The organism is Mucilaginibacter sp. P4_E8, assembly GCF_056401495.1.
Genome location: NZ_JBFUJG010000070.1, coordinates 1 through 18,756, shown reverse-complemented (window position 1 = coordinate 18,756; position 18,756 = coordinate 1). Strand labels below are relative to the sequence as shown.

Sequence of the window (18,756 nt, the reverse complement as noted above, 5' to 3'; positions counted from 1 at the left end):
GTTACTACTTCTTCGCTGGTAATTTGATTAACATCCCGTGAAATGAATGTCTATTTGTTTTTACTGATAAAGCATTTCTTTGCGCAGACGACATAGTTTGGGTAGCATTAGCATCCAGGCTTTGTATCTTCACAGTGGAGCTTGTAGGGTATCTGTTTGATTCAATATAAGTCAAAGCATCTTTTAGTAAACCTTCGTTCTCATCTCCAAAATCTTTGGTCAAATCGTCCGAATCATGTTTCCCGGCATATATACCACCATTTGGCGTTGCCCCCTCAGGAGTCATCCCCGCATAATAGCCACCCTCGTTTGCAGAGTTTTTTGTTTCAAATTGGGGCGTAAATAAATAATAGCCGTTTATGATCAAATTAGATAAAAAGCCTACCGGTTTGCCATAGGTTGTTTCGCCAATAAGCTGAACATCCATTTTAGGCCGCAGGTTATTAATGGTGAGCTCGCTGGCTGATGCGGTGTTACCCGTAACAATAAAGAAAACGCGGTTAACATTTAATGCCCCTTTTTTTGAAAATTTCGCTATCTGATTACTATTGGTTGGTTTAAAAAAGCCAGCGCCAAAATCGCCCAGTTTTGCTTTCAATATAGGGTATTTATCATTTTGCAAATTGGCCGTCCAATAGGTAGTATTCATTACGCTTCCGCTCGCCCCAGATGGAACTAACAAATCCGACAGATATTCGCTGGTTTCAACATAGCCGCCACCATTGTAGCGCAGGTCAACAATTACATCGGTTACCCCTGCGTTTGCAAAGGAGGTAAAAGCCGCATCAAGTTTTGGCTGCGCGTTAGCCAAAGATGTAAAACTGCTAAATACCACATAGCCGGCAACTTTACCATTGCTTAAATTAAAGGTTTTATAGGTAATAACAGGGTTTGTGGTATATACTTTGGTAGTAAGCTCCTTAGTTACAACCGTACCATTGGCCTTTTGTATTTTTAAAGTTATGGTGCTGCCATTATCTACAGCGTTACTTACAAATTTATAACCCGCGTCGTTGGCCGGATCGGCTGTATTAGTAATATAAATGGAATTACCAGAGCTGCCATTAATAGCAGTGATCCGATCACCGCGAACCAGCCCCGCATCATCAGCGGGCGAACCAGCATAAACCAAACTAACCCTGATATCTGTATAGGTATTATAAAAATAGTTAAAACCAAAATCACCCTTTGTGCCATTCAGTTCGCCACTAACAGTCCCATCATCAATAAATGAGTATTTTGAACTCCCCGGGTTAAAATCATCATATTCATAAGGCCTGTTCCCGTTTAACGGATTTTTTGTTAATTGGGTATAACCATCTATTTCGCTGGTAAGCGCGTCAAGGTCACTACTACCTGTATACTGCCTGGGGTTAAAGGCATTATAATCAGGGATCACACTGTTCCAGTAATAATCTTCTTTGGCAAACATATATACTGAATCTTCTGTGAGCTGCAATTTTGTAGGCTTAGTATCATCTGTTTTACCAGGACCTTTATCCTTTTTACAGGCTGATATCATCCCCGCAGAAAGAATCAATATAAAGTAAAATATTTTTTTCATACAACTCAATTTAGATAGTTAACGTTATATAACTAAGTATGTTACAGGCTGATTATAAAAAACTTTCGACGTTGATATAATCTATTCCAACGGCCTCGGCACATAACCTGTCAGTTTCAGAATTTTCAATCATCATGATATCCCGCCTTTGCAAATTATGCTCCTGCATTAACAGGTGTATCACATCAGGTTCGGGTTTTGCGGTGGTTTCTTCGGCAAAATAGCAGGTAAGGTATTTTTCGAGGCCGTGCCACTCAATCTGCTTAATTTTGTTTACTTGTTGTTCTACATTCCCGTTTGTTACAATGAACAACCTTTTCCTGTCAACAACAACTTCTTGTAACAAGGTAAGCATATTTTGATATAATAACAGCTTTAATGGCAGTTTGGCTGTTATGAGCAGGTTATCAAAATTAGCCCTGTATTTTTCGGCGATAGTAAACTTTTCGGCCATACGGTCAAAAACAAACTGCTCTCCTTCTGATACATACGTATCAATCATCAAATTGGTTGTCTCTTTGGCATCAACCAGCTCCGTGTATTCCAACAAATTAGCAAACAGGTAATAAACCTGGTATAAATAATCTTTTTCGGGATAAAGTACGTTATCCAATTCAAAAATGAAAGCACTTTTGCGCTTATCAATATCCTTATAATTCATTTACCTTGGTCAGGATTTTTATATTATACTCATTAAACAATGTTTCGGCCTTTAATAACAGCTGCGTTTCGGGTTCACGAAACAGATAAATAGCCTCAATACCCATATCCAAACATAAAGTTAACATTTCGTGCGTATAGCTTACTGATTTCGGATCGGGCAAACGGATCATTTTACCGGGTTTCAGCATAAAATCGGGCAGGTCCATATGATCGCCCATAACCACATCATCGCTGTTTAACTGGTTTTTGAGTTTATAGGCCAGTGCGGAGTTTGCCGCAGTTATCAATATATTCACTTTTATAAACAGGCTATTGAACAATTAAACCATCTTTCATTAAAACTGTACGGTCCGAAAGATTGGCAAGGTCCTCATTATGGGTAACAATTACAAAGGTTTGGTTAAAATCCTTTCTCAACTTAATAAATAATTCATGAAGTTCAAGCGCGTTCACCGAATCGAGATTGCCTGATGGTTCATCGGCAAATATCAATGATGGGTTGTTGATGAGCGCGCGGGCCACAGCCACCCTTTGCTGTTCGCCACCTGATAGTTCATTTGGCTTATGGTTTACCCTATCTTTTAAACCCAGCAACTCCAACAGTTCTGTGGCTTTTCTTTCGGCCTCGGCACGCCCGGTTCCGGCAATAAACGCTGGTATACACACATTTTCAACAGCAGTAAACTCGGCCAGCAAATGGTGAAACTGAAATATAAAGCCAATTTTACGGTTCCTGAAATCGCTTAAGTTTTTATTGTTCAGCTTGCTCAGTTCCATATTATTGATGAACAGCTGCCCGGAGTCGGGCCTGTCTAAAGTACCTAAAATATTGAGTAATGAGCTTTTGCCGGCACCCGATGCGCCAACAATGGTTACAATTTCGCCCTGCTGTACTTCAAGATCAACACCTTTTAATATTTGCAGCTGCCCGTATGATTTATGAATAGAATTGGCTTTAAGCATTTTACAAAGTTAGTTTTTTTTAGTATCGAGTAGTTAGTATCAAGTATCAAGATTTTTGACAAGCAGGCTTAACAATCAATTGCAGTTGTCTTGATACTCGCTACTCGATACTTCTTCTTAATTGTAAAGACAATGTTAATAATCGTAATACCTTTAAATAAACTCCATTTAGGGTATTATCCTTTGAAACAAAATTGTAGATTTACCGCAAATTCTTCAAAAAACATGAATATTCACGAATATCAGGGCAAAGCCATATTAAAGAGCTTTGGCGTTAGAGTTCAGGAAGGCATTGTTGCCGATACTGTTGAGCAGGCGGCAGAGGCTGCCCTTAAATTGAAAGAAGACCTGGGATCGAGCTGGGTAGTAATAAAGGCACAGATACATGCTGGTGGCCGCGGTAAAGGTGGTGGTGTAAAGCTGGCCAAAAACCTTGACCAGGTAAAGGAAATTGCAGGCAATATTATTGGTATGCAATTGGTTACTCCGCAAACCGGACCGGAAGGTAAAAAAGTAAAAAAAGTGTTAGTAGCCCAGGATGTTTATTATCCCGGCGAAAGCGAAACCAAGGAGTTTTACATGAGTGTATTGCTTGACCGTGCTAAAGGCCGCAACATTATCATGTACAGCACCGAAGGTGGTATGGATATTGAAGAAGTTGCACACTCAACTCCTGAGTTAATATTTAAAGAAGAAATTGATCCTAAGGTTGGTTTGCAGGGTTTCCAAACCCGCAAGATAGCCTTTAACCTGGGCCTGTCGGGCGAGGCGTTTAAGGATATGACCAAATTCATAGCTGCTTTATACAAAGCTTATGAGGCTACCGATTCTTCACAATTCGAGATCAATCCGGTGTTAAAAACATCTGATAATAAAATTTTAGCTGTTGATGCAAAAGTTAACCTGGATGACAATGCATTGTTCCGTCACCCTGATTATGCTGCCATGCGTGATACTGATGAGGAAGATCCAACAGAAGTTGAAGCCAGCAAATCAAACCTTAACTATGTAAAGCTTGACGGTAACGTAGGCTGTATGGTTAACGGCGCAGGTTTGGCTATGGCTACCATGGATATTATAAAACTTGCCGGTGGCGAGCCTGCTAACTTCCTTGACGTTGGCGGTACTGCCAATGCCGAAACTGTTAAAGCAGGTTTTAATATCATCCTGTCTGATCCTAACGTAAAAGCTATCCTGATCAATATTTTTGGTGGTATTGTACGCTGCGACCGTGTTGCCCAGGGTGTAATTGATGCTTACAAAGAGATTGGTAACATTCCGGTTCCAATCATTGTACGTTTACAAGGTACTAATGCAACCGAAGCAAAAGCATTAATTGATAACTCAGGTCTAAAAGTTTACTCGGCTATATTGCTGAAAGAAGCTGCGGAAAGAGTTAAAGAAGTATTGGCGCTGTAAGTAGCCGCATTATATATTGAAAAAGGGGAAGCTTTCACTTCCCCTTTTTTTGTTGCAATTTTTTGTCTGAACCAGGATTAATTTGTCTGAACCAGGATTTTGTCTGAACCGGGATTAAACAGATTTATCAGATTTTTTGGATTTGATTTGTAAAAATCAGAGGAATCCTTTAATCTGTTTAATCCCGGTTCAGACAAAATCATCATCGTAATCACACCAATCAACGGTTTAGCTCATATACGAACTTACATTGCTGTAATCAACATTGGTCACTGTACTATAATCAGGTACAAAAGTACTTTCGCTGCTGATAGCCATATCCAGCTCAAAGCTTGAGGGGTAAGGTGTATTCAGCAGACTGCCTTTAGGTATGTAGGGAAACAGTTCGCCATAGGTTTGTATCTGGCTATGATTTATACGACGATAGATGAACATACGGTGCAGGTCGCAAGGTTTAGTTAGACCTGCCGCGCCAATCATTTGGATGGCGCTGCTTACCGTTTGTTTGTGGAAGTTGGCCACACGTACCTTTTTATCATCAACTACCAGGCCCCGCATCAGATCTTTATTCTGCGTTGCCACACCAGTTGGGCAGGTGTTCATATTGCATTCCAAGGCCTGTATACAGCCCAGGGCAAACATCATTCCGCGGGCGCTGTTGCACATATCAGCTCCTAAGGCAAAGTTCTTCACCAGATCGAAGCCTGTAGCAACCTTGCCCGATGCAATCAGTTTGATATATCTTTTAATATCGAAACCTGTTAATGCATCATAGATAAAGGCCAGCGCCTCGCGCAGGGGCATCCCTACTGAGTTCGAAAACTCCAGGGGAGCGGCTCCTGTACCTCCCTCGCCCCCATCTACCGTAATAAAATCGGGATAGATACCGGTTTTAACCATGGCCTTACATATAGCCAAAAACTCACTTTTATGACCCACGCAAAGTTTAAAGCCTATGGGTTTGCCTCCAGATAATTCACGCAGCTTTTTTATAAACTGCATTAAGCCTATAGGGTTGTTAAAAGCGGTATGGTAAGGAGGTGATACCACATCCTGTCCCATCTCTACCAACCTGATCCTTGCAATTTCGGGTGTAACTTTGGCGGCGGGTAAAATACCGCCATGCCCCGGCTTTGCACCTTGCGACAGTTTTATCTCAATCATTTTTACCTGAGGCAAAACGGCCCGCTGGGCAAAGGCATCATAATCAATGGTACCATCAGGATGGCGGCAGCTAAAATAGCCTGTCCCAATTTGCCAAATGATATCGCCACCCGGTTTCAGGTGATAATCGCTTAAACCACCTTCGCCTGTATTGTGTGCAAAATTATCAAGCTTAGCGCCTCCGTTTAAGGCAAGGATCGCGTTTTCACTGAGTGAACCAAAGCTCATGGCCGATATGTTATAAACACTGGCCATGTAAGGTTGCTTGCAATCAGGTCCGCCTACCTTTACACGTGGTGAAAGATCAAGCTTATGGTGATCAATAGCGGCAATACTATGATTAAGCCACTCGTACCCATCTTCATATACATCAAGCTCGGTACCAAAGGGACGGGTATCATCAACCATTTTTGCCCGCTGATATATTACACTGCGGTTTTGACGATTAAACGGTGTACCGTTGGTATCGCTTTCAATAAAGTACTGGTATATTTTAGGGCGAAGCTCTTCCATTAAAAACCGAAGATGACCAAATACCGGATAATTACGCACTATGCTATGCTTTTTTTGAACCAGGTCATAAAACCCTATAACGTATATGGGCACAATGATCAGGAACGACCATGCCGCCGGTTTCCATATCATAGTCCACGCTATAAGCGCGGCAAAAATGATGATGAATGAGGTGATAAAAAGCTTCTTCATAAATAGATTATTTAATATAAAAATAACTTTTAAAGTTAAACAATAGCGCAATTGTATGGTTAAACTTGTAATCCAATGTCTGCAAATTGTAATTAAATAAAATTAGATGTTTAAACATCTAATTTGTTAGTATATTTGTATCAACAAACAAAATAAAAAAATCATGGCAACAGAAACAGCAACAAAATGGGTTATTGACCCAATGCATTCAGAAGTACAATTTAAAGTAAAACACTTAGTTATCTCAACAGTAAGCGGCTTTTTCAAAAGCTTTGAAGGCGAACTGATAACCGATGGTGATGATTTTGAAAACGCAGAAATTGATTTTTCACTTGACATCAACAGCATTGATACCAACCAAAGCCAACGCGATGAGCACTTGAAATCGGCCGAGTTTTTTGACGCGGAAAAATATCCAAAGATCAGCTTCAAATCAACATCATTAACTAAAACAGATGATGAAGAATATGAGTTGACTGGTGACCTTACTATAAAAGATGTAACCAAACCTGTAAAACTTAATGCTGAGTTTGGCGGTTCGGCAGCTGATTTTTATGGCAACACTAAAGCAGGTTTTGAAATTTCAGGCAAAATTAACCGTAAAGATTTTGGTTTAACCTGGGATGGCGTAACCGAAGCCGGTTCAATTGTAGTAGGCGAAGATATAAAACTGCTTATTAACGTACAGTTTGCTAAACAAGCTTAATTGTTTTAATGCTGTTGCTGTGTTTTAACTTTTAAAATGCCGCTGTTGTTATGCAAGTAACAACACGGCATTATTGAAACACTTAACAGGTTAAAATTTATTATACCAGAAGTCATTTGCTAATAGCAAATGACTTTTTTTATTGTCTGAACCTTGATTTTTCACAATAGTGATTATTTTAATGGAGTTCAAGAGGGCTTCACCGTTAATCAGATTTAAGGATTAACAGGATTTTTTTGTATAAAGGCTGTCATGCTGAGCCTGTCGAAGCATGGTGGGCAGGCCTCTTCGCACAATCCTTCGATAGGATGACAGGCCTTTTATGTTTTTTTAAACCAACTTATAGGTATATTTGTCTTACCCTATTATGCTTATTAAAATATATCCCGAAAACCCCAACCCTAAGGCCATTGAGCAGGTGGTTGAAGTGTTGCGCAAAGGTGGCCTCATCATATACCCTACCGATACCATTTATGGTTTGGGCTGCGATATTACTAATCATAAAGCGATTGAGGCTATCTGCAAGATCAGGAACATCAGGCCCGAAAAAGCTAATTTTTCCTTTATATGTTATGATCTGAGCCATATATCTGATTATATAAAACCGATTGACAATGCTACCTTCAGGGTGCTTAAAAAAGCTTTGCCAGGGCCGTTCACCTTTATATTCAATGCCAGCCACATGGTGCCCAAAATGCTTAGTTCCAATAAAAAAACGGTGGGTATCAGGGTGCCGGATAATGATATAGCCCGCGAAATTGTCAGGGTGCTGGGTAACCCTATCCTTTCAACATCCATAAAAGATGATGACGATATTGTGGAATACTCTACCGATCCCGAACTGATCCACGAGAAATACGAGGATCTGGTGGATATAGTTATAGATGGTGGTTATGGCGATAACGTAGCATCCACCGTTGTAGATTGCACATCAGGCGAGTTTGAAGTGATACGTGAAGGTAAAGGCGAACTGGAGTTGTATTTGTAAACCTATTTCTGCAATTCCTTTGTCATCCTGAGGAACGAAGGATCTATTAGTAAACTTTGCATAAAGCAGAATAGATTCTTCGCTATCGCTCAGAATAACAAATTTTTATTGTTCTTACCCCCTTATTGATTTTACAAATCCCGGTATCTTCTCCATATAATTTTCCTCAGCGAGCAGCTTTACAAATTTGCTGCCTACAATAGCGCCATTGGCATATTCGCAGGCTTTTGTAAAGGTGGCATTGTCTGAAATACCGAAACCGATAATGGCCGGATTTTTCAATTCCATAGCCTTAACCCGTTTGTAATAATCTTCAATATTGTTGGTCAGCTGCAGACTGCCACCGGTAATAGATGATGAAGACAACAGGTAAATAAAACTGTTGCTCAATTCATCAATTTTACGGATACGGTCAGCCGAGGTTTGCGGAGTAACCAGGAATATATTGCTCAGGTTATTATTAATGAAATAGGACGAGTACAATTCTTCATACTCATACATTGGCAGGTCAGGAACTATAATACCATCTACGCCCAGTTCCGCGGCTTTTTTGCAGAAACGTTCCACACCGTACTGTACTATCGGATTAACATATCCCATCAACAATATAGGTATGGTAACGCGTTTACGAAGTTCGGTCAGCTCTTCAAAAAGTTGGTTAAGGGTCATGCCGTTTTCCAGCGCCTGCTCAGAACTGTGCTGGATGGTTGGCCCATCAGCAAYCGGGTCTGAATATGGAAAACCTACCTCCAGGAAATCAACCCCGGCTTTTTCCAAAGCTTCGGCAATATCAACAGTAGTGTTTAAAGCAGGATAACCCGCAGTATAGTATATGGATAACAGGTTATCCTTTTTTGACGCGAAAAGCTGGTTCAGGCGGTTCATTGTAATTGAACTATTAATAGTTAAAATATTTTATATAGGTATCCAGGTCCTTATCGCCCCTGCCCGACAGGCAGATCACTACATTATCGCTCGGATTAAACTTCATTTTTTCAAGTTGTGCCAACGCGTGGGCTGTTTCAATGGCCGGGATAATACCTTCCATTTGCGAGCAAAGCAAACCGGCTTGCAGGGCCTCGTCGTCAGTAATGCTCACGTATTGAGCCCTGTTTATTTTGTACAAGTATGCATGTTGCGGACCAATACCCGGATAATCCAATCCTGCCGAAATAGAGTAAGGTTCAATAACCTGCCCGTCTGGTGTTTGCATCAATATGGTACGGCTACCGTGCAACACCCCTTCGTGACCCAAAAAGGTAGTAGCTGCCGAGTGACCGCTATCTACACCCTTGCCTGCTGCTTCAACGGCTACCAGTTTAACCTGCTCGTCATCTAAAAAGTGATAGAACATGCCCATGGCATTACTGCCACCGCCTACACAGGCCAAAACATATTCAGGCAGCTCTTTACCGGTATGCTCTACCAGTTGTTTTTTTGTTTCTTCTGAAATAACCGACTGGAAACGGGCCACCATGTCAGGATAAGGGTATGGACCAACAACGGATCCAATGATGTAATGCGTATCAACCGGGTTTGCTATCCAGTCGCGCAGGGCCTCATTAGTGGCATCCTTCAGCGTTTTACTGCCCGAAGATGCTGGTCTAACGGTGGCACCCAACATTTTCATACGAGATACGTTAGGGGCCTGGCGGGCCATATCTATCTCGCCCATGTAAACCACACACTCAATACCCATCAGGGCACATACCGTTGCTGTGGCTACTCCATGCTGACCCGCGCCGGTTTCGGCGATGATGCGTTTTTTTCCTAATCGTTTGGCCAGCAATATCTGCCCAATGGCATTATTGATCTTATGCGAACCGGTATGGTTAAGATCCTCGCGTTTGAAGAATATGTTTGCACCATACTTTTCAGAATATCTTTTGGCGTGGTATAAAGGCGAAGGCCTGCCCACATAGTTTTTCAGCAGGTCATCAAATTCCGCCTTAAATTCAGGATCATTGATAATGCTGATGTATTGCTGCCTTAACTCCTCCACGTTTGGATACAGCATTTCGGGGATGTAGGCGCCGCCAAAATCGCCGTAATAACCATGCTCGTTAACTCCGTATTTCATCTGTAATATTCTGTTTTTTGATGATATCAAATGCTTTTTCCAATTTATCTATATTCTTTACACCCGGTTCTGTTTCAAAACGGCTGTTCAAATCAACCGCGTAAAGCTGCGGGTGACTGATCTTTTTTATCTCATCCAGGTTATCCAGGCTTATCCCGCCCGATAAAAAGAAAGGCACATCAAGCGTATATTTATTTAAAATGTCCCAGTTAAATATTTTGCCCGAACCGCCATACCCGGAGGTTTTGGTATCGAACATAAAATAATCCACATTGTTCGCATAATTATTAAGCTTTCCGAAATCAAAGTCGTTATCAACCCCAAACGCTTTTATAATCTTTACCTTATTTTTGAAAGTACTGCAAAACTCCGGGCTTTCGTCACCATGCAGTTGTACGGTATCAAACCCGTATTTATCAATCAGCAGGTTAATATTATCGACGGTTTCATTTACAAAAACCCCTGTTTTATGTATGGTAGACGGAATTGTTGCCAGTGCATCAGCAGATAAGGCATCAATAAAGCGTGGCGAGCGGCCGTAACATATAAAGCCCATATAGTCCGGCTTTAAGGCGGCTACAGCTTTAATATTCTCAGGCTCCCGTAAACCACAAACTTTTATCTTCATGCTTAGTTCTGCAATAAAACGTCAAAACTATTTAATGCTCTTTTATCAAGCAGTGCTTCTTCGGCTTCATAATAGCAATCGGCAAAGCTTTTTTCAGGATGTATGGTTTTTATGGCCAGTGCAGCGTTTGACAAAACCACATTGTTTTGTGCCAGTGTACCCTTGCCGTTTAATACATCACTAAAAATTTTTGCTGATGCGGCTACAGTATCGCCACCAGCAATGGCAGCAGGATCTAATCTTTCAAAGCCTAAACTTTCCACCGTATTTATCTTTTCGCCCTCGGCCGAAAATGTTTTGAAATCGCAAGTGAGCGAAATTTCGTCGTATCCTTCCAACGCGTTCACTATCGTGTATTTGATGGTTGACTTTTGATACAGATAGGCGTAAACACGGGCAAGTTCCAAATTAAACACACCTACCAACTGGTTATGCGGTTTCGCGGGGTTAACCATGGGCCCCAGCATATTAAAAAATGTTTTCACTCCCAATTCGCGGCGTATGGGCGCTACAGTTTTCATTGCCGGGTGAAACAAGGGAGCATGCAGAAAGCAAATATTTGCCTTATCAATGCCATTCTTCAGCTTATCAGCATCATTGGTGAACTGGTAACCAAGATGTTCCATCACGTTTGATGATCCGCAGCCAGATGACACACCATAGTTACCATGCTTGGCTACTTTATAGCCGGCACCTGCTACCACAAACGAGGCCAGGGTTGATATATTGAAGGTATCTTTTCCGTCGCCGCCCGTACCACACAGGTCAATCAGTTCGTCAGTTTCCAGGTCAATGGGCAGGCAAAGCTCCAGCATAGCATCACGAAAACCTTCCAGTTCCTCAACCGTGATACTGCGCATGCAATAGGCCGTCATGAACGCCGCCATTTGCGAGTTGTTATACTTACCCTGCGCAATGTTTATCAAAATATTTTTTGACTGTTCCCTGCTAAAGGTTTTGTGTTCAAAAAGATGATTTAATATCTGTTTCATATGCCCCCCTGCCCCCTAAAGGGGGTTGTTTGATTTACATTATTATAATTTATCCCCCCGTTAATCACTCCCCCTTTAGGGGGTCGGGGGGCATAAAAAAAGGGTTACCGTATGGCAACCCTTCTGAATATTATTTTAAAAAACAAAAACGGAATTGCCTCACGATTAATCGTTAAGCCACCACCAGTTATTGTTTAATACTATCATTTTCATTTGTGCCACAAATATGGAAATAGTTTTTACTAAAAGCAAACAGAATGATAAATTTACGCAAAAGCCGAAAAACTTACATTTAAAATGTCTATACACAAAGAAAAAATAAATCCTGAGGATGACCTTGGTTTTGGTACACAACCAGTTATGAAAAGCCAACCTGTTATTAATAAGGATGGCACCATCAATGTAAAACGTACCGGGCTCTCTATTTTCAGCACATCAAATAGCTACCATTCCCTGATCACCATGAGCTGGACAAAGTTCTGGGCGGTAGTTTTAAGCGGATATATGGTAGCTAATATCTTTTTCGCGTTTATATATGTTTCACTCGGAACCGATAGCCTTGACGGAAAAAGTGGTGTTACTTTGTTCGACCATTTTATGGATGCCTTCTTCTTTTCGGCACAAACCATATCTACCGTTGGTTACGGGCATATCAGTCCGCAGGGAATGGCAGCCAATAGCGTTGCCGCTTTTGAGTCGATGATGGGTTTACTAGCCTTTGCTTTGGCTACCGGCTTGCTTTACGGACGTTTTTCAAGACCATCGGCAAAAATATTATACAGCAAAAACATATTGATAGCTCCATACCGGGGTGGGCGCGGCATCATGTTCAGGCTGGCAAACCAGAGGCGCAACATATTGATAGACCTGGAAATGGAGGTCGTATTCTCCTACAACGAAGAGGTAAACGGAAAAACTGAACGTAAGTTTTTTCAACTGGAACTGGAAAGGAAGCGGGTAAGTATATTAACCCTGAGCTGGACCGTTGTACATCCGCTTGATGAAAACAGTCCGATCAAAGACATAACCCCCCAAGAACTGGAAAAAGCACAAGCTGGGTTCTCGGTGGTATTAAAAACTTTTGATGATACGTTTTCGCAAACCGTTCATTCACGTACCACTTACCAACATGACGATCTGGTATGGAGCGCCAAATTTAAACCAGCTTTTGAAAGGGATGAGGACGGCCGCGTTGTTTTGGACCTGAGTAAGATAAGTGACCATGAGGTGATTGGTTGAAATTTGTCTGAACCGGGATTTTTAGGATTAAGGGATTATCAAGATTTTTTATTAATCGTAGTATAATGGATCAAGAAATGAATTTTTTCAAATTTAAAATCACAAATAAAATTCATGATTTGGCCTTTCTGAAGAGATTGAAAATTGGTGCTAAAAAAATTAAATTAACTAAGGAATTAGAAATTGAACCATTTACTAATTTTTCATTGCCATTTCAATCTGAATACTGGTATATTAAATATATGCTTTTGAAAAATAAAAGTTTATGCTTAAATGAAGGTGATTTTGAAAGCTTTTATACTGAAGATTCTCTCAATATAATTTGGTTAAGTGTAACAGATGAAGAAAGTTTTAATTTGGATTGCACTGATGGCACATGGTATCTTAATATCGCAGAAGATGCTATTACAACAAATGAATATTTTAAAAATCTTACCTTAATATTAGCCTAACTATTTACAGTCTCCCCCGTTGGTGCACGCTTATGACGTGTACCCCACTGACAGGTAAATGCCAGATAATCTCTGTAATACAACCGCACGCAACCGTCCGCTTATGAACGGCTGGAGAAACAACGAAACTGATAAAATATTATTAATCAATTAATTAAAAAACTGGCATGGTTTTGTAATACCATAAGTTCAATAACATACTGGTACCATGCTTAAAAACTACGTTAAAACTGCCTGGAGAAATTTATTTCGCAACAAATTCTATTCATTTATTAATATTGCCGGACTTACTGCCGGGCTGGCCATTGGTATACTGATTTTGCTTTGGGTACAGGACGAGTTAAGTTTTGATGGCTTCCATAAAAACGCCGATAACATTTACCGCGTAGAACTTTTTGGCGGCACAGGCGCCAGTAAACAGATCTGGGAAAGTACAGTGGCCCCCATAGGTCAGTTGGCTAAACAGGAACTCACTGAGGTGCAGGACCAGGTGCGCATAACCCCCAACTGGTATTTCTCGCTATATAAATACAAGGAAAAAGTTTTCGGCGAGCAAAATGTAGTCTTTGCCGATCCTTCCCTGTTCAACATCTTTGATTTTCCGCTGGTGGAGGGCAATACCGCAAAGCCTTTTGTAAGTGATAACTCTGTTGTTATCACCAAAAAAACAGCGCGAAAATATTTTGGTACCGATGATGCCATTGGTAAAGTACTCGTGGCCGATGGTAAGGAAAACTTTACGGTAAGCGGAGTTATTGACGATTTCCCGCTTAACTCCAGCATCAACTTTGATATGATTATGCCCATGAGTTACCAGGTTAAATCTATACTGGTAAACAGCAAGATGGATGTGAACACCGATTTTAGCAATTATAATTATCAAACCTATTTTAAAGTAAAACCAGGCACATCATTAAAAAAACTCTCGGCCGATCTGTTTAACATACACATTAAGCACCGCGCCGAAGATACCGATGCCGAATACCTGCTGCTGCCCATCAATAAAATGCACCTGTACAATGCCGATGGTACCGATCGCGGCATCCAAACGGTGCGCATTTTTATCATCATAGCCCTGGTTATTTTATTAATAGCCTGCATCAATTATGTAAACCTTTCAACAGCGCGCTCGTTGCTGCGCGCCAAAGAGATCAGCATGCGTAAAATTATAGGGGCGGGCAAAATGCAGCTGTTTATACAGTTCCTGGCCGAGACAGCCCTACTGTTCCTCATCGCCACGCTATTTGCACTGTTCGCCATTTACCTGCTGATGCCGGTATTTAACCAACTGGCCGGTAAGCAACTGGTGTTTAACCTGCTCAATCCACACATCTGGCTCATTATAACCATCACAGTAATAGCTACACTGGCCTTATCCAGCATTTACCCGGCCATGCTGTTATCATCCTTCGAGCCTTTAAAAGCCCTGAAGGGCAAAATAAACGGCAGCATTGGCGATGCCCTTTTCCGTAAAATACTGGTGGTGGTGCAGTTTACCTTTTCGGTAGTACTTATTGTGAGCACTTTGGTTATTACCCAGCAACTCAAATACATCCAATCAAAAAATTTAGGGTATGATAAAAGCCACGTTTTTGGTGTCTGGATGCGGGATGCCTCAAGACATTACGATGCCGTAAAGGCCGAGCTTTTGAAGCAACCCGGCGTAGAGGGCGTAACCCGGGCAACCGGCAACATAATCAACAGCGGCATGATCTCGGGCGATAATTCATGGGAAGGCAAAGCACCGGGCCAAACCTTTATCCTGCACCCCATGGGGATAGATAAGGATTTCATCCAGTTTTTTAAGCTCAAAATGCAGCAAGGCAGCAGCTTTAGCGGTGCCGTAGCCGATTCGACCCATTTTATACTTAATGAAGCCGCCGTAAGGGAGATCGGCATGAAAAACCCTATCGGTAAGCATTTTCGTTTCCAAAAAACAAACGGCACCATCATCGGCGTAATTAAAGACTTTCATTTTGCCAGCCTGCGTGAAAAAATTGCACCCGCCATTTTCTTTTATCGCCCGGCCGTTTACCAAACCATGTATATAAAAACCAGCACCAATAATGCGGCCACAGCCATAGCCGCGGCGGGTAGCCAGTTTAAACAATACAACGGCGAATTCCCTTTTTCTTATAACTTCCTTGACGAAATATTCAACAACCTTTACCAGGGCGAACAGCGCGAAGGCACCCTGTTTAACTATTTTGCAGGCATGGCCATACTGATATCATGCCTTGGCCTGTTGGGCCTGGCGGCCTACACCGCCCAGGTACGCACCCGCGAAATTGGTGTGCGCAAGGTATTGGGTGCATCGGTTACAGGCGTTATTGGCCTGTTGGCTAAGGATTTCATCAAACTGGTATTCATCGCCATTGTTGTAGCTACCCCCATAGCCTGGTACGCCATGAACAACTGGTTGGATGCCTTTGCCTACCGCATACCCATCCACTGGACGGTTTTTGTACTGGCCGCAGGTATAGCCATCGTTATCGCATTTGCTACCATCAGCTTCCAATCCATCAAAGCAGCGATGGCCAACCCGGTGAAAAGTTTAAGGAGCGAGTAGGGAATGTATTAAGCGTAGTCAGACTACAGTGAAGAGAATTATAAGCTATTTCAGCAACGGGTTCTTTTCTTTAGCGAATACGTTATACACCATTTTATCTAAAAAGGCGGGTAAAAATTTGCTGAGCGCTACGGTGAGTTTTCCCTGGCTGGTCATGATGAGGGTGCGGGAGCGATTTTCAACACCGTTAAGTATAATATTAGCTACTTCATCACTGGTCATCATTTTCTCTTCGTGCATGGAGCTTTCGCCTTGCTGGCTGCCATCTTTTGCCAGTGCGGTATTACGGATGTTTGACGCGGTAAAACCAGGACAGGCGGTTAATATATGTACACCGGTTTTTAAATTTTCAACCCGCAGGGAATCTAAAAAACCATTCATTGCGAATTTGGAAGCCGAGTAGCCTGTGCGGCCGGGCAAGCCTTTATAACCCGCGATAGATGATACACCAACAATACTGCCTTTGGTTTTAATGATCTCGGGCAGGGCATATTTGGTGCAGTATACGGCACCCCAAAAATTAACATCCATGAGGCTCTTTAATACCTTAAGGTCTACATCATTAAACAGCGCCCGCATGGATATGCCTGCGTTGTTGATCAGCACATCAATTTTACCAAAGGTTGTAAGGGCTTGTTTTATCAAATGCGCGCATTCCTCTTCAATAGCCACATCACATTGTACGGCCAAAGCCTTAACATTATATTGTTTTTCAAGATCAGCGGCTATTTCGCAAAGGGTAACGTACTGGCGGGCGGCCAAAACAACATTTGCACCGCGTTTGGCGCATTCAATAGCTAATGATTTGCCGATACCTGATGATGCACCGGTGATGATAATGATCTTGTTATTCAACTTCATACGATGGAGGATAGAGCTGCGGGATGCCCTCCATTTTTATTTCGGGCACCTTAAATAAGTATTTCGTGGCGAAGATAATCATCGCGCCATAAAATTCCCTGATATAAGTGAAGCTAAATTTAGCCCTGCCACGTGTGTTAAAGTTGATAATATATGTTTTGGGGAAGTAATAATTTTTAAACCCGGTAAGCCTAACGCGGTACGACAGATCAATATCATATCCGTAAATATGGAAACGCTCATCAAGCAGCCCGGCATGGTTTAAGGCCTCTTTCCGGTACAGCATAAAAGCACCGTTCAGCACATCGGTTTCTGAGGTCTGGAATTCCTCAACCCAGTCCTTACGTTGTACATCAGTTAAGCGCGATTTTGAAAAATACCTGGCCAGGCCTGTCAGTTTAAAAAATATTGCCCAGGGTTTGGTAAAGCCATGTTTTGACTCTTTCAGAAACCGGCCTTCGGGTGTTATCATGCGCACGCCAAGCCCGCCGGCATCGGTATGCATATCCATAAACTCCAGGGAACGTTCAATGGTTTTTTTGCCTGTAATAGTATCCGCATTGACCATTAAAACATACTCTCCTGTGGTGAGTTTCAAAGCCTGGTTGTATGCCTTGGCTATACCCTCGTTTTTGGTATTAGTTATCACGCTTACCTCCGGAAATTCATCCTTAAGCATAGCCAATGATTTATCAGTCGACCCATTATCAACCACAAAAACCTCATTACTGATATCCTGGGCGGCCCTTACAACAGAGTTGAGCGCCAGCCTGAGCATATCACAGGTATTGTAATTAACAAGAATGACCGATAGTTTCATTTTTACTTTGTAAGTGAATTTTCATAAGGAACACGTGTAGCGATAGATCGCCCTAAAGTGATCTCATCTACGTACTCCAATTCACCTCCAAAAGCTATGCCACGGGCAATGGTTGATATGGTTATATTGAAATTTTTTACTCTTTTGTGAAGATAGAACAAAGTGGTGTCGCCCTCCATGGTTGCGCTAAGAGCAAAAATGATCTCTTTGGTTTCATTTGCCTTCAACCGTTCCACTAAAGTGTCTACCTGCAGATCTGACGGACCAATGCCGTCCATGGGTGAAATAAGCCCGCCAAGTACATGATAAACGCCATTATATTGATTGGTATTTTCAATGGCCATCACATCGCGGGTGTCCTCTACCACGCAAATGGTACTACGGTCGCGCTTGTGAGATGTACATATTTCGCAAACCGACTGATCAGAAATATTATGGCAAACGCTGCAGAATTGAATCTCGTTGCGCAGCTTACTGATGGTGCTGCTAAAGCGTTCCACCTCCAGCTTATCCTGGTTTAATAAGTGCAACACCAGGCGCAAAGCAGTTTTTTGTCCTACTCCCGGCAGTTTAGCAAACTCCGCTACGGCATTCTCCAGCAACTTGGACGAAAAGTTCATTGTGCGAAGTTAATGAATAGTAAGGAAAGTTTTAAAGTGTGTATAGTCCGAAAGATTTTCTTCACCTCCCACCGCGCGTCATTGCCTTTAGATTAGCTTCAACAAAATAATATAGGTTATTATTATTGTTGAAGCTTTCTTTTTGCTTCTTTTTCTTTGTTAATAACCTTGATTTTTGTGGAAAAAGTTAACAACGGTAAGGGTTCATTATCGTCATTGCCAGGCTTAAAGGCCTATGCCTCGATTAAATCCCTTACCGCTTGTTTTAAACTGTGACATCAAATAGAAATTAGAGTTTGGAAGGCTCATTAGTAAGGTATTGA

Annotated in this window: 18 protein-coding genes; 6 read left to right on the top strand and 12 right to left on the bottom strand. The window is 41.7% G+C overall.

Annotated elements, in window-relative coordinates:
• Positions 1-4: 4 nt before the first annotated feature.
• From AC1DRQ_RS20590 to AC1DRQ_RS20575, 4 genes are read right to left on the bottom strand one after another with little or no spacing between them, the layout of a single operon-like run.
• Complete coding sequence (locus AC1DRQ_RS20590; protein ID WP_477426627.1) at positions 5-1,564, bottom strand: S41 family peptidase; 1,560 nt, start codon at positions 1,562-1,564, stop codon at positions 5-7.
• A 52-nt stretch (positions 1,565-1,616) separates the two neighbouring features.
• Positions 1,617-2,225 (bottom strand): HAD family hydrolase, encoded by a 609-nt coding sequence (locus AC1DRQ_RS20585; protein WP_477426626.1) that lies wholly within the window; start codon positions 2,223-2,225, stop codon positions 1,617-1,619.
• A complete protein-coding gene (locus AC1DRQ_RS20580) occupies positions 2,215-2,523 on the bottom strand; it encodes a hypothetical protein (protein WP_429395128.1) in 309 nt (102 codons plus the stop codon). Before AC1DRQ_RS20580 ends, AC1DRQ_RS20585 begins: the two co-directional genes overlap by 11 nt.
• Positions 2,524-2,536: 13 nt before the next feature.
• Positions 2,537-3,190, bottom strand: a complete 654-nt coding sequence (locus AC1DRQ_RS20575; RefSeq protein WP_477426625.1) for an ABC transporter ATP-binding protein — start codon at positions 3,188-3,190, stop codon at positions 2,537-2,539.
• 225 nt (positions 3,191-3,415) lie between these two features.
• Here AC1DRQ_RS20575 and sucC point away from each other — a divergent pair, with 225 nt between their 5' ends.
• Complete coding sequence (gene sucC, locus AC1DRQ_RS20570; RefSeq protein WP_429395126.1) at positions 3,416-4,609, top strand: ADP-forming succinate--CoA ligase subunit beta; 1,194 nt, start codon at positions 3,416-3,418, stop codon at positions 4,607-4,609.
• 228 nt (positions 4,610-4,837) lie between these two features.
• On the opposite strand, the gene AC1DRQ_RS20565 is transcribed toward sucC, so the two are convergent.
• Entirely contained in the window at positions 4,838-6,478 is a 1,641-nt protein-coding gene (locus AC1DRQ_RS20565) for an FMN-binding glutamate synthase family protein (RefSeq protein ID WP_477426624.1), read from the bottom strand.
• Between the two features lie 163 nt (positions 6,479-6,641).
• On the opposite strand from AC1DRQ_RS20565, the gene AC1DRQ_RS20560 reads away from it, so the two are divergent.
• Together AC1DRQ_RS20560 and AC1DRQ_RS20555 are read left to right on the top strand one after the other, a co-directional pair.
• Entirely contained in the window at positions 6,642-7,184 is a 543-nt protein-coding gene (locus tag AC1DRQ_RS20560) for a YceI family protein (protein WP_429395121.1), read from the top strand.
• Positions 7,185-7,551: 367 nt separating this feature from the next.
• Entirely contained in the window at positions 7,552-8,172 is a 621-nt protein-coding gene (locus AC1DRQ_RS20555; RefSeq protein WP_429395119.1) for an L-threonylcarbamoyladenylate synthase, read from the top strand.
• Between the two features lie 114 nt (positions 8,173-8,286).
• Here AC1DRQ_RS20555 and trpA read toward each other — a convergent pair whose 3' ends face one another.
• Genes trpA through trpD form a run of 4 tightly spaced genes read right to left on the bottom strand, consistent with a single transcriptional unit; the run spans position 8,287 to position 11,872 of the window.
• Positions 8,287-9,057, bottom strand: a complete 771-nt coding sequence (gene trpA / locus AC1DRQ_RS20550) for a tryptophan synthase subunit alpha (RefSeq protein WP_477426623.1) — start codon at positions 9,055-9,057, stop codon at positions 8,287-8,289.
• Between the two features lie 13 nt (positions 9,058-9,070).
• Positions 9,071-10,252 carry a tryptophan synthase subunit beta gene (trpB, locus tag AC1DRQ_RS20545; protein ID WP_477426622.1) on the bottom strand — a complete coding sequence of 394 codons (1,182 nt, stop codon included), beginning with the start codon at positions 10,250-10,252 and terminating at the stop codon, positions 9,071-9,073.
• A complete protein-coding gene (locus AC1DRQ_RS20540) occupies positions 10,236-10,880 on the bottom strand; it encodes a phosphoribosylanthranilate isomerase (protein ID WP_477426621.1) in 645 nt (214 codons plus the stop codon). Before AC1DRQ_RS20540 ends, trpB begins: the two co-directional genes overlap by 17 nt.
• 2 nt (positions 10,881-10,882) lie before the next feature.
• Entirely contained in the window at positions 10,883-11,872 is a 990-nt protein-coding gene (gene trpD / locus AC1DRQ_RS20535) for an anthranilate phosphoribosyltransferase (protein WP_477426620.1), read from the bottom strand.
• Between the two features lie 297 nt (positions 11,873-12,169).
• Between trpD and AC1DRQ_RS20530 the strand changes: the two genes are divergently transcribed.
• The 3 genes from AC1DRQ_RS20530 to AC1DRQ_RS20520 all read left to right on the top strand — a co-directional run bounded on the left by AC1DRQ_RS20530 (position 12,170) and on the right by AC1DRQ_RS20520 (position 16,132).
• Entirely contained in the window at positions 12,170-13,111 is a 942-nt protein-coding gene (locus AC1DRQ_RS20530) for an ion channel (protein ID WP_477426619.1), read from the top strand.
• 65 nt (positions 13,112-13,176) lie between these two features.
• Positions 13,177-13,563, top strand: a complete 387-nt coding sequence (locus AC1DRQ_RS20525; RefSeq protein WP_477426618.1) for a hypothetical protein — start codon at positions 13,177-13,179, stop codon at positions 13,561-13,563.
• A gap of 208 nt (positions 13,564-13,771) precedes the next feature.
• Complete coding sequence (locus AC1DRQ_RS20520) at positions 13,772-16,132, top strand: ABC transporter permease (protein WP_477426617.1); 2,361 nt, start codon at positions 13,772-13,774, stop codon at positions 16,130-16,132.
• A 45-nt stretch (positions 16,133-16,177) separates the two neighbouring features.
• On the opposite strand, the gene AC1DRQ_RS20515 is transcribed toward AC1DRQ_RS20520, so the two are convergent.
• Genes AC1DRQ_RS20515 through recR form a run of 3 tightly spaced genes read right to left on the bottom strand, consistent with a single transcriptional unit; the run spans position 16,178 to position 18,433 of the window.
• Positions 16,178-16,993, bottom strand: a complete 816-nt coding sequence (locus tag AC1DRQ_RS20515; RefSeq protein ID WP_477426616.1) for an SDR family oxidoreductase — start codon at positions 16,991-16,993, stop codon at positions 16,178-16,180.
• The gene (locus AC1DRQ_RS20510) at positions 16,980-17,813 is read right to left on the bottom strand and encodes a glycosyltransferase family 2 protein (protein ID WP_477426615.1); all 834 of its coding nucleotides are present in this window, start codon (positions 17,811-17,813) and stop codon (positions 16,980-16,982) included. The genes AC1DRQ_RS20515 and AC1DRQ_RS20510 overlap by 14 nt, the downstream gene beginning before the upstream one ends.
• Before the next feature lie 2 nt (positions 17,814-17,815).
• Positions 17,816-18,433, bottom strand: coding sequence for a recombination mediator RecR (gene recR, locus AC1DRQ_RS20505; protein WP_477426614.1), 618 nt, complete (start codon positions 18,431-18,433; stop codon positions 17,816-17,818).
• Between the last annotated feature and the right edge of the window lie 323 nt (positions 18,434-18,756).